General features: G+C 63.3%; 13 protein-coding genes. 9 read left to right on the top strand and 4 right to left on the bottom strand.

Features of this window, described 5'->3' with window-relative positions; genetic code table 11:
- Positions 1–129: 129 nt before the first annotated feature.
- Positions 130–546, bottom strand: a complete 417-nt coding sequence (locus tag KTQ42_RS19105; protein WP_217347209.1) for a DUF411 domain-containing protein — start codon at positions 544–546, stop codon at positions 130–132.
- 333 nt (positions 547–879) lie between these two features.
- On the opposite strand from KTQ42_RS19105, the gene KTQ42_RS19100 reads away from it, so the two are divergent.
- From KTQ42_RS19100 to KTQ42_RS19065, 8 genes are all read left to right on the top strand, one after another.
- Positions 880–1,296: a DUF2946 family protein gene (locus tag KTQ42_RS19100; protein ID WP_217347208.1), complete on the top strand. Its 417-nt coding sequence runs from the start codon at positions 880–882 to the stop codon at positions 1,294–1,296.
- Between the two features lie 105 nt (positions 1,297–1,401).
- Positions 1,402–1,725, top strand: coding sequence for a hypothetical protein (locus KTQ42_RS19095; RefSeq protein WP_217347207.1), 324 nt, complete (start codon positions 1,402–1,404; stop codon positions 1,723–1,725).
- A 9-nt stretch (positions 1,726–1,734) separates the two neighbouring features.
- Positions 1,735–3,156, top strand: a complete 1,422-nt coding sequence (locus KTQ42_RS19090; protein ID WP_249222996.1) for a TolC family protein — start codon at positions 1,735–1,737, stop codon at positions 3,154–3,156.
- Between the two features lie 14 nt (positions 3,157–3,170).
- Complete coding sequence (locus tag KTQ42_RS19085; RefSeq protein ID WP_217347206.1) at positions 3,171–4,538, top strand: copper oxidase; 1,368 nt, start codon at positions 3,171–3,173, stop codon at positions 4,536–4,538.
- Positions 4,539–4,561: 23 nt separating this feature from the next.
- The gene (gene copC, locus KTQ42_RS19080; protein ID WP_249222995.1) at positions 4,562–4,924 is read left to right on the top strand and encodes a copper homeostasis periplasmic binding protein CopC; all 363 of its coding nucleotides are present in this window, start codon (positions 4,562–4,564) and stop codon (positions 4,922–4,924) included.
- Between the two features lie 66 nt (positions 4,925–4,990).
- On the top strand, positions 4,991–5,854 hold the full coding sequence (locus KTQ42_RS19075) for a CopD family protein (protein ID WP_217347205.1): 864 nt from the start codon (positions 4,991–4,993) through the stop codon (positions 5,852–5,854).
- 43 nt (positions 5,855–5,897) lie between these two features.
- Positions 5,898–6,221 (top strand): copper-binding protein, encoded by a 324-nt coding sequence (locus KTQ42_RS19070; RefSeq protein ID WP_217347204.1) that lies wholly within the window; start codon positions 5,898–5,900, stop codon positions 6,219–6,221.
- A gap of 110 nt (positions 6,222–6,331) precedes the next feature.
- The gene (locus KTQ42_RS19065; RefSeq protein WP_217347203.1) at positions 6,332–6,538 is read left to right on the top strand and encodes a heavy-metal-associated domain-containing protein; all 207 of its coding nucleotides are present in this window, start codon (positions 6,332–6,334) and stop codon (positions 6,536–6,538) included.
- A 123-nt stretch (positions 6,539–6,661) separates the two neighbouring features.
- Here KTQ42_RS19065 and cueR read toward each other — a convergent pair whose 3' ends face one another.
- The 3 genes from cueR to KTQ42_RS19050 all read right to left on the bottom strand — a co-directional run bounded on the left by cueR (position 6,662) and on the right by KTQ42_RS19050 (position 10,696).
- The gene (gene cueR / locus KTQ42_RS19060; protein WP_217347202.1) at positions 6,662–7,066 is read right to left on the bottom strand and encodes a Cu(I)-responsive transcriptional regulator; all 405 of its coding nucleotides are present in this window, start codon (positions 7,064–7,066) and stop codon (positions 6,662–6,664) included.
- A complete protein-coding gene (locus tag KTQ42_RS19055) occupies positions 7,063–9,489 on the bottom strand; it encodes a heavy metal translocating P-type ATPase (protein ID WP_217347201.1) in 2,427 nt (808 codons plus the stop codon). Before KTQ42_RS19055 ends, cueR begins: the two co-directional genes overlap by 4 nt.
- Before the next feature lie 232 nt (positions 9,490–9,721).
- Positions 9,722–10,696 (bottom strand): nitronate monooxygenase family protein, encoded by a 975-nt coding sequence (locus KTQ42_RS19050; protein WP_217347200.1) that lies wholly within the window; start codon positions 10,694–10,696, stop codon positions 9,722–9,724.
- A gap of 258 nt (positions 10,697–10,954) precedes the next feature.
- On the opposite strand from KTQ42_RS19050, the gene KTQ42_RS19045 reads away from it, so the two are divergent.
- Complete coding sequence (locus KTQ42_RS19045; protein ID WP_217347199.1) at positions 10,955–11,797, top strand: phytanoyl-CoA dioxygenase family protein; 843 nt, start codon at positions 10,955–10,957, stop codon at positions 11,795–11,797.
- The last annotated feature ends 30 nt before the right edge of the window (positions 11,798–11,827 follow it).

Raw genomic sequence — 11,827 nt, 5'->3', positions numbered from 1 at the left:
ATGCTGGTCGGGCGCGGATGGAAGGAATATGTGCAGCGAAGCACAGGGCCTTTCATTAGGCCCCGAGCCCAGTCATTCAAGCGGCAGGCGGGCTGAATGGCTCCAAGGCCATGCCTGCTCCACACTGCCTTAATCCTTCGAAAACTGCTTGCCTGCAAAGTCGACGGTAACAAGCTTGCCATTCATCTTGCCCATGCCGGGCGAGTTGGCAGGCATGCCCGGCACGGCGACGCCTTTCACCGCCGGCGCGGCAATCAGCTTGGCCAGCGCGGTGGCGGGCACGTGGCCTTCGACGACCTGGCCCGACGCATCCACCACGCCGGTGTGGCAGGACTCCAGGTTCTCCGGCACGCCGAGGCGCTTTTTCACTGCAGCCATATCGTCCGAATCGACCGCTTTCACCTTGTAGCCTGCTTCGCGCAAGTGCTCGACCCACGCGCCGCAGCAGCCGCAGTTCGGGTCCTTGTAGACCGTAATGGCTTCGCCTGCGGCGTGGGCAAGGGTCGAGGCGGCCATCAGCAGGCCAGCGATCAAATAGCTTTTCATCCTGTACTCCATTCAAGGCTGCTTCATCAAAAGTGGTCTTACTTTAACCCTTACTACTGTGGGAAGGTCAAGGCATGCTTCGTGCGGTTCGTTAAGCCGGGCCCGTCATCTTCGCGCAAATCGCCGGTGCGTGCTCGACATGCCTGAAACCTGGCGGCCCTGGATAGCGATTGCCCGTTGTCCTTAAATGCAGTCAGGAACTTTTGCATCGGAGCAGCAGTCGAGAAACGGCTTACCTCGCTACTGCAAGAGGTTTACAATGCAGCCCGGCACGGCAGCAACTGTAGAAGCCATGCCGCATGGAATGCTAAACTAAAAAAAATGAACCGTTTCTTGAAGACTCTGCTGCTCTGGCTCGTGCTGCTTGCGCTTTCCTTCCAGGGGATCGCTGCCACTATGCAGACCGTCTGCGCGCCGATGGCAGGGAATGGCTCAGCCGGCATGCCGGTCTCCGCGGCGGTTCACCATCACGATGGCCAGGCGATGAACATGGCGCATGCCGATGCAGGCCATCACGGCGCCGCGGTCAAGCCCAACGCGGCTCCAGACAAATCCCACGACGGCAAGCACAAGCATGCCACCTGCAGTCTCTGTGCCCACTGCTGCGTGGCCGCCCCTGCGCTGATGTCAAAGTCAGACCCGAATAATGCCTGCCGCAGCTCCCTGCCCGTCACCGCTGCTCCCCTGCCCTGGCTTGCCGGCATCGTGCCAAGCGGCCTGGAACGTCCTCCCAAACGCATGACCGCCTGATCGCGTACCGGGATTGGCTACGCCGGACAGAACTTGTCCTGCGCTCCGGGTCCTGGTGCAGTTTGCGTGCCCTGGCACGCCTGCCTTATCGATTTCGAGGTAATCATGTTCTTATCCTATTGGTCCAGGGTCTTAGCCCTGGCGCTTCTGCCTCTTGCCGCCATGGCGCAGCAAGGCCAGCAGGCCAGCCCGGCCGATCCTGATGCGCCCGTGCCGGCTTCCACCTACATCTCTGTTTTCAAGGAGTACCGTTCCGCCACGGATGCACAGGGTACGCCCGACCAGACTTGGCGTGGCGCCAATGAGGCGGTGCCCGGCAAGGATGCCCATGCCGGGCATGGTCCGACGCCGGCATCTCCCGGGAAAGACATCACGCGGGCGCCCGCTGCGCCTGCCGACCCGCATGCCGTCCATGGCAGCCATCATTAAGGAAAAAGCATGTCGACAAACCGCAATGCAGCGCGCATGAAGCCGCTCGCCATCGCGTTTTCAAGCCTGCTTCTGGCAGGCTGCGCGAGCTTTTCCAGCGACGGTGGCCTGGACACCGTATCCGCGTTCACCAGGGAACGCACAGGCCAGGCCGTGCAGCGTGACAGCTCAGCCGAAGATACCGCCGCAAGCGCCTCGGCCGTGAAGCAGTTTCTGACACAACCCCTGACGCCAGACGCCGCAGTGCGGATTGCCCTGGCCAACAACAAGGGGCTGCAGGCGGCATTCGCCGAACTCGGCATTGCCGAAGCGAACCTGGTGCAGGCGGGGCGCCTGCGCAACCCCGGCTTTTCCTTCGGCCGGATACGCGGCGGCGACAATATCGACATCGATCGCAGCATTTTGTTCGACTTCGTCGGGCTGCTGACACTGCCGCTACGCACCGGCATCGAAAGCCGGCGCTTCGAGCAGGCCAAGCTCCAGGCCGCCGCGCAGGCGGTTCAGCTGGCCACCGACACCCGTAAAGCCTACTTCAACGCCGTCGGCGCGCAGCAGGCGCTGCACTATGCCGGGCAAGTCACTACCGCGGCCGAAGCCAGCGCAGAGCTAGCGCAGCGGATGAGCAGGGTCGGCAACTGGAGCCGGCTGGACCAGGCCCGCGAGCAGGCCTTCTATGCGGATGCCACTACCCAGCTTGCACGCGCCAGGCATAACGCCGTGGCGGCGCGGGAACAGCTGACCCGCCTTCTCGGCCTGTGGGGCAGCGCGCTGGACTACGCCATCCCGGAGCGCCTTCCTGAGCTGCCGGAGAGGCTGACCGACGCCAACGACATCGAGGCACAGGCGATGCGGCAGCGGCTGGATGTGCAGATCGCCAGGCAGGGCGCATCGGCCACGGCCAGCGCGCTGGGCCTGACCCGCGCAACCGGCTTCATCAATGTGCTGGAGCTAGGCTATGCCAACAAGAGCCAGACCGGCGAGCCACGACAGAACGGCTATGAAATCGAACTGGCGCTGCCCGTGTTCGACTGGGGCACCGCGCGCCGCGCCCGGGCCGAGGCGATCTACATGCAGTCGTTGCAGCGAACCGCGGATACCGCAATCCGGGCGCGCTCGGAGGTCAGGGAAGCCTACTCTGCCTACCGCACCCGGCATGACATCGCCAGGCATTACCTCGATGAAGTGGTGCCGCTGCGCAAGCGGATTTCCGATGAGGTGCTGCTTCGCTATAACGGCATGCTTGCCAGCGTGTTCGAGCTGCTGACCGACTCGCGCGCACAGGTCAGCAGCGTCAATGCTGCCATCGAAGCGCAACGGGACTTCTGGATCGCCGAGACCAACCTGCAGGCAGCCATCAATGGCAACGGCAGCGGTGGCGGCTCGACCGAGATACGCGGCCAGGCAGTCGCTGAAGCGCAGCCGCAACATTAAGCAAAGGAACAGCAATGGTTTCACGCAGAAATTTCCTGGCCAGCGCCGCCACGATGGTGGGCGCAGGCGTTGTCACCCGTGTTGGCGCGGCTTCCCTGCCGGAAGCGGTCATCATGGAGACCGCCGCCACCCAGGCGCCGCTGGCGCCACCGAACGGCCGGCCCTACCATCCGGTCGTCACGCTTAATGGCTGGTCGCTGCCCTGGAGGATGAACAACAGCGTCAAGGAATTCCATCTGGTCGCCGAGCCGGTGGTGCGCGAGTTTGCGCCGGGCATGAAGGCCAATCTCTGGGGTTATAACGGCCAGTCGCCAGGGCCGACGATTGAAGTCGTGGAAGGCGACCAGGTGCGCATCTTTGTCACCAACAAGCTGCCGGAAGAGCACAGCATCCACTGGCATGGCCAGCGGCTGCCCAACGGCATGGACGGCGTGACCGGCCTGACGCAGCCCGGCATCCCGCCCGGCAAGACCTTTGTCTATGAGTTCACTGCCAAGCGCCCGGGCACCTTCATGTATCACCCGCATGCCGATGAAATGGTGCAGATGGCAATGGGGCTGATGGGCTTCTGGGTCACGCATCCGAAGAATCCCGACTTCATGCGGGTGGACCGTGACTTTGTCTTCCTGCTCGGTAATTACGACATCCAGCCGGGCAGCTATACGCCCAAGGTCAGCACCATGCTGGACTTCAACCTGTGGACCATCAACACCCGGGTCTTCCCGGGCGTAGACTCGATGAATGTGCGGCAGGGCGACCGGGTGCGCATCCGCATGGGCAACCTGACCATGACCAACCACCCGTTCCATCTGCATGGCCATGAATTCGCCGTCACGGGCACGGATGGCGGATGGATACGGCCGGAAGCGCGCTTTCCGGAAGTCACGATGGATATCGGCGTGGGTCAGATGCGTGCCCTCGAATTCATTGCGGACGAGCCTGGCGACTGGCCCTTTCACTGTCACAAGTCGCACCACACGATGAATGCGATGGGCCATAACATCCCGACCATGATAGGCGTGGACCAGAAGGGCATCGCCGAAAAGATCAACCGCCTGGTGCCGGACTACATGGCGATGGGGGAACGCGGCGGCGCCATGGGCAGCATGGAAATGCCGCTGCCGGACAATACCCTGCCAATGGCCACCGGCGAAGGCCCGTTCGGCAATATCGAGATGGGCGGCATGTTCACTACCGTGAAGGTGCGCAAGGAACAGAAGCCTGGTGACTATTCCGACCCCGGCTGGTACAAGCATCCTAAGGGGTCCGTGGCCTACGAATGGACCGGGAACGTCCCGGCTGCGACCAGGGCGCCGGGAGCCAGTCTCTCCGCTGCCGGCGTCGAATACCGGGCCAGGAAGCCACAGGGCCATCAACACTGAAACAGGATAGAAAGGAATCTCTCATGAAGCTGCCACGAATCGGCATCACGGCGATGCTGCTCGCCGCCATGGCCATGCACGGTACGGTCCGGGCACATGCCACCCTGCAGGGCGCCACGCCCGCGAAGGATGCCGTTGTCGCCGCGCCGACGGAAATCACGCTCCAGTTCAATGAAAAGCTGGAAGGCGCCTTCAGCAGCGCCAGGGTGATCGACAGCGCCGGCAAGGCAGTTGGCACGGACAAGGCCGCCCTGGATCCCGCCAACCCGGCCATTCTGAAGCTGGCCGTGCCGGCGCTTGCAGCAGGAAAATACAGGGTCGAATACACCGTCGTTGGCCATGACGGCCACCGGCGCAAGGGCGACTATGCCTTTACCGTAAAGTAAGCGATGGAGTCAACGCCTGCCCAGGTCGCCGCAACTGCGGCCATTAACATCAGCTTTGCATGGGCCATGGGCGTGCTGGCATGCCGGCTCTGGCTGATCGGGCAGGCAGCGCCGTGGCAGCAGGCAGTCGCCAGGCGCCTGTCCCGGGCGATGCTCGCGGGATTGGCTGTTTGCACCGCCGCCGTCTTCCTGTCCTTGTGGACGGAGTCCGCCATCATGGGCGACGTCGCCTGGCTCGATGCCTGGCCTGTCTGCATGCAGATGATTACCGCGACCCACTATGGCCACGCCGGTGCCGCAGCCCTGGCCCTGCTTGTCGTTGCCATGCTGGCGCATCCGTTTCTGTACCGACGCGGCTTGGACAGGCACTATGTGGCAGGCATGGGCGGCCTGCTGATGTCGGTGGCGGCAGCGCGGGTGGTAATCGGCCATGGGTACGAGCAGGGTCCGTTCAGTGTCGCGGCATTAGCGCAGTGGCTGCACCTTTTATGCATGGCGTTATGGGCCGGCATCGTGTTCGTCGCCGGCGGGCTGGTGCTTCCCCGGGTGCTGCTGATGGAACCGGCGCCATCCACGGCGCGCGCCGCGTACCTGGGCGCCATGTCGAAGTGGGCGACTGCGGCCCTGGCAGGTGTCCTGGCAACCGGCGCCTGTAACGCCTGGCGCCTTCTCGACGGTCCCGGGGACCTTGTCAGCGTGGCTTATGGGCAGGTGCTGCTGGCGAAGCTTCTGCTGGTAGCGATTGCAATCGGGCTTGGCGGCTACAACAGGTTCCTCGGCCTGCCGGCATCGCTCGCGGCAAGTTCTCTGCAGGCAGCGCAGCGAGGGCTGCGCAACGTGATCGCGGTGCTGAGAATCGAAGCCATTGCGCTTCTGCTTGCTCTGGTGGCAGCAGCGATCCTCGTCACCAACGCGCCGCCTGGTCATTGAGAAAAAATCCGATCAATCCCATCAAAATGGAAAGGCATAGCCTATGAAAACAGTGGTACAAGCAGCATTTCTGGCGGCACTCGCTGTGTCGTCGCTATCGACAAGCCATGCGCAGCCCGCTGAACCCGGGACGACCGCAGCCGACACGATGTCTGCCGGCGAGATAAAGAAGGTCGACAAGGCCGCCGGCAAGATCACCATCAAGCACGGCCCACTGAGCAACATCGGCATGGACGCGATGACCATGGTGTTTCGCGTCAAGGACCCGTCCATGCTGGACCAGGTGAAGGCGGGCGACCATATCCGCTTCATCGCTGAACAGCCGAATGGCCAGCTCACTGTGACGCAGATGGAAAAGCAGCAATAGGCCTTATAGCCTTATCGCCTCGCACCGAAAACCTTCTTCATACTGGCGCTTGACCTTCCCATTGCAGGAAGGTCTGGATTGGACTCTGTTTTGGCAAAGGAGATGACACCATGTATGAACTGCAAGTGGAAAGCATGAACTGCGGCGGCTGCGTCAGAAGCGTGACCAGGTCTGTGAAATCGATCGACAGCAAGGCAAGAGTCGATGTCGACCTGGCTGCCAAAATGGTCCGGATCGCATCCGAGGCCAGCCTGGATGCCGTGAAATCAGCAATTACTGAAGCCGGTTACCCGGTGACGGCCAGCGCCGCCGTATGAAGACAGGAGGTCCAACGGAATGGCTGCCATGGCGTTCGCCACTGGCGCGTCCGCTTCTGTTTTCTCAACGACCGTAGGCACGGCAGCCCTTCCCGCTTGCCGATGTGGCATGACAATGCGAAGTCAATGGCAGCCATGCTGCGCGGTCGCCAGCTCATCCAGAATCGGGCAGTCCGGACGAAGGTCGCCGTGGCAGCTGTTGGCCAGGTTCTGCAGCTCATTGCGTATCGTCTGCAGCTTTTCGATATCCCGGTCCAGTTCGGCAATGTACTGACGCGCCAGCTTCTTTACATCGGCGCTCTTGCGGCCGCGGTCTTCCCAGAGGCCGAGCAGGGTCCTGATGCGCTCGAGGGAAAAGCCCAGCTCGCGCGAGCGCTTGATGAAGCGCAGCGTCTGCACGTTCCTGTCAGTGTATTGCCGGTAGCCCGCATCGGTTCTGCTTGCAGCCGATATCAGGCCGATGCTCTCGTAATACCGAATCATCTTTGCAGTGACGCCAGAGGCTTCTGCCGCCTGTCCTATATTCATTGCCGTTCTCCTTCGATGAATGCCGGCTTCCAGCGCCTGAGCAGCAAGGCGTTCGACACCACGGACACGCTGGAGAATGCCATGGCGGCGCCAGCGATCACCGGGTTTAGGTAGCCAAGGGCAGCCAGCGGAATGCCCACGATGTTGTAGATGAAAGCCCATCCCAGATTCTGCTGGATCTTGCGATAGGTCTTCTTCGAGATGTCGATCGCTTCCGCCACCAGGGTTGGCTCGCCGCGCATCAGGGTAATGCCGGCCGTATGCATGGCCACATCGGTTCCGGTCGACATCGCAATGCCCACGTCCGCGGCAGCCAGCGCCGGCGCGTCGTTGATGCCGTCGCCGACCATGGCGACCGTCTTGCCATCCTTCTTCAGGGCGGCGACCACATCGGCCTTGTCGCCAGGCAGCACCTCGGCGCGGAAGTCGCTGATGCCCACGGCCGAGGCCACGGCGCGTGCGCTGCCCGGATTGTCGCCTGTCAGCATGACGGATGCCACGCCGATTGCCCGCAGGCGCTGCACGGCCGCCCTGGCGGATGGCTTCAGGGTGTCGCCGAAGGCCAGCAGGCCGGCCAGTTCGGTGGCGCCATGGCCCCGTATCGCCAGCCATGACACTGTGCGCCCGGCGCTCTCGTGCTGTGCGGCCGCTTCTTCCATTGCAGCCGTATCGAGGCCGATCTCATGCATCAGGCGCTTGTTGCCCAGGTGGACGGTGGCGCCATCGACATCGGCGCGCACGCCACGGCCTGCAAGCGCCTGGGCAGCCGTGGCCGGCCGCAGGGCAATGCCGCGCCTGATGGCCTCAGCCTGCACGGCCCTGGCCAGCGGATGCTCGCTGTACTGCTGCACGGCGCGGGCCATTTCCAGCAGCGCGTGCCAGGAGCGGGAGCCGGCCTCGACCGCCACTACCGCCGGCTTGCCTTCGGTCAGCGTGCCGGTCTTGTCGAAGGCAACGACATTGACCGCATGCGCGGTTTCCAGCGCTTCGGCGTCCTTGATCAGGATGCCGTACCTTGCCGCCACGCCGGTTCCCGCCATGATGGAAGTCGGTGTGGCCAGGCCGAGCGCGCAGGGGCAGGCAATGACCTGCACCGCCACGGCGTTAAGCAGGGCCTGCTGCCAGTCGCCGGTCATCAGTCCCCAACCAAGCAGGGTGACCAGGGAGATCAGCAATACCACCGGCACGAAGACGGCGCTGACCTTGTCGACCAGGCGCTGGATTGGCGCCTTGACCGCCTGCGCATCCTCCACCAGCCTGATGATGTGCGACAGCATCGTATCGCCGCCGACCGCGGTGGCCTTCACCACCAGCATGCCGTCCGCATTGACTGCGCCGCCGGTGACGGTGTCGCCCACGTTCCTGGTCACCGGCAGGCTTTCGCCAGTCAGCAGGGATTCATCCAGGTGGCTGCTGCCCTCGGTCACTTCGCCATCCACCGGCACCCGGTCACCGGGGCGCACCACGATCATGTCGCCGACGCGCACCTGCGATACCGGAATCTCGTCTTCCCGGCCATTGCGCCGGATGATCGCCGTGGTGGCTTTCAGGGACTCCAGCGCGCGCAGCGCGGCGACAGTCTGATGCTTGGCCCGTGCCTCCAGCCATTTGCCGAGCAGCACCAGCGTGATGACCACGGCGGAAGACTCGAAATACAGATGGCCCATGCCTGCATGGTCGCCGTGCCCGAGAAGCAGATACAGCGACAGCGCATAGGCAGCGCTAGTGCCCAGCGCAACGAGCAGGTCCATGTTGCCGGAGCGTGCCAGCACGGCTTTCCAGCCCGCCTTGTAGAAGCGGGCGCCAAGCCAGAACTGCACTGGCGTTGCCAATGCAAGCTGCAGCCATCCCGGCAATGCCCAGTGAACGCCGAATGGCATGACCAGCATGGGCGCAACCAGCGGCGCACTGAGCAGTGCAGCCACGGCAACCGGCCACCAGCCAGGCAGAACGGCTTCCGCCTTGCTTGCAGACACGCCGTTACTGGACACCGGCGCAGCCTCATAGCCAGCCTTCCGAACCGTGGCCAGCAGCGTTTCAATTGGCACGCCAACCGAGGTGACCTGGGCCTTCTCGGTAGCCAGGTTGACCGAGGCGCCAGTCACGCCAGGCACTTTCTTCAATGCCTTCTCGACACGCCCGACACAGGAAGCGCAGGTCATCCCGGAGATCGTAAGCGACACCGTATTGCTCGGGATGTTGTAGCCCGCCTTGTCGACCGCAGCCGAAAGCGCATCGACCGGGAGCGCGGGACTGGCGCGCACCGTCGCCTTTTCGGTGGCAAGGTTGACCGAAGCGCTCTCCACGCCGGGAACGGCCTTCAGGGCTTTCTCGACGCGCGCAACGCAGGAAGCGCAGGTCATGCCTTCTACGCTGAAGCTCAGGTCGATCGGCGCAACGGCAGGTTTGACGGCGGTATCCATGACATCCTCCAGTTTCATGCCTGCAGGATAAACCTTCCCGTGATGGTAAGGTCAAGCGGCCATGGAGGATATTTTGGTATCAGTCGCTCGTCTGCGTCCGGGCCGGGAGGCACCGCATTGGCGTGCGCCTGGCTCGATATAAAGCCCTTGTCGGATGGCAAGCCTTAGTTTTGCTGCATTGGAATTATTCGCAGGCCTTGTCGTTTGCACGGCAAGGCGCCAGCCACTGCGTTCAGTCCAGCATGCCCGCCAGGCGCTGGCGGATGATGGCCTCGGCCTGCGCCATGATCCTGTCGAGCAGCGCCTGCACTGTGGGAATATCGTCGATCAGGCCGGCCACCATGCCGCAGCTCCAGGCGCCGGCATCCATCTGGCCTTCGCGCATGATGCGGGGATAGACGCCGGCCACTTCGGGCAGGATGTCCTTGAACTCGATCCTGTCGCCCAGCGCGCGCTCCTTTTCCAGCAGGCGCTCCACGCCCGCATTCACCAGTACCCGTTCGGTGTTGCGCAGCGGGCGCATGACCAGGCGGGTGTCGAGCTCGCTGGCTTTCAGGATGGCGTCCTTCACGTTCTGATGCACCGGCGCTTCCTGGGTGGCGATGAAACGGGTGCCCATGTTCATGCCGTCGGCGCCCATGGCCAGCGCCGCCACCAGTGAGCGACCGTCGGCCATGCCGCCCGAGGCAACGAAGGGGATCTTCAGTTCGTCGGCGGCGCGGGGCAGCAGGATCATGTTGGGCACGTCATCCTCGCCAGGATGCCCGCCGCATTCGAAGCCGTCGACGCTGACCGCGTCGCAGCCTATCGATTCGGCTTTCAGCGCATGCCTGACCGAGGTGCACTTGTGGATCACCTTGATGCCGGCGTCCTGCAGCCGCGGCAGCCATTTCGCCGGATTGTTGCCGGCGGTTTCAACCACCTTGACGCCGGCATTGATGATGGCGTCGATGTAGCCGGGATAGTCGGGCGGCGTCACCGCCGGCAGGAAAGTGAGATTGACGCCGATGGGCTTGTCCGTCATTGCCTGGGCACGCCGGATCTCTTCGGCCAGATGCTTGCCACTGGGCTGGGTCAGCCCGGTGATGATGCCCAGGCCGCCGGCATTCGACACCGCTGCCGCCAATTCGGCAAAGCCGACATAATGCATGCCGCCCTGGATAATCGGACGCTCGATGCCGAACAATTCGGTGATTCTCGTTTTCATGGTCTCTCTTCCCTTGTTGGTCAATGTGGCTCGCCGGTCACCGCAGCCGACCGCGAATGGCGATGATAGGGCCTTTGCGGGCTGGAGTGTTTTCCAGGGCCTTGCCGTGGGCTGGCGAAACAATAGACGAACTTGTCCGGATGGCATGGAAACAAGGAGCAGCGCATCCGGATTGAAATATTTTCTGTTCCGTCCGGCACTTTTTCCGATCAAGCCGGTCCGAGGCCTAACACGTTCAACATGGCCATTGGAGAACTCATGAGCGCCCAGCCGCAAGCCAATTCCAGTCAGTTCGATGATGCTGACATCCTTGGCGGCCTTTACGGCGCCGGCATCATCGCTTGCAAGGGCGGATTCGAGCGGGCCTGGGTGCAGCGCCTGCGCGAGGATGTCGACGCGCTTTTTGCCGAGGCGCTGCAGCGCCCCGGCGGCGCGCTCAACCGCGGGCCGAATCGCTATTACGTGGAGGTGCATCCGGAACGGCTGCGCGGCTTTGTCGATATCGCCACCCATCCGTGGATCGTCGCGGTCAGCCAGGCGGTGCTTGGCCCGGACTACCGGATTGTCGAGATCGGCTTCGATGTGCCGGGACCGGGTGCGGCCAACCAGCCCTGGCATCGCGACTTCCCGACGCCGGAAGCCACGGCGCGCGGCCGCCGGCTCAACTCGCTGGCCTTCAACATGACGCTGGTGGATGTGACTGAGGAGATGGGGCCGCTGGAGATCGCGCCAGGCACCCAGTGGGACGACATCAACGGGTGCAGCGACGCCAGCGGCATGTTTCCCGACCAGGCACTTTATCCCCGTTATGAAGCGCGGATGCAGCGCAAGATGCCGGCCATGGGCGACATCTCGGCGCGCTCAGCGCTGACCATCCACCGAGGCACCGCGAACCGCTCCAATGCGTCGCGTCCCATCCTGGTGCTGGGCGTGGATGCGCCCGACGCCGGCAATGCGGCGCGCCATGATCTTCAGGTGACACATGCCTACTGGGAAGCCCTGCCGCAGCAGGTACAGCAGCATCTGACCTGCCGGGTGGTAGAAACGCTGGAGCCCATTGTGCAGTTGCACACGATCGAGGGATTGAAGATGGGGGTCTGAGAATAACGCCTCTGTTCATCCCGGGTAACT

This window comes from Noviherbaspirillum sp. L7-7A, assembly GCF_019052805.1.
Classification (GTDB): domain Bacteria; phylum Pseudomonadota; class Gammaproteobacteria; order Burkholderiales; family Burkholderiaceae_D; genus Noviherbaspirillum_A.
This window is presented reverse-complemented; position numbering and strand designations above follow the sequence as displayed.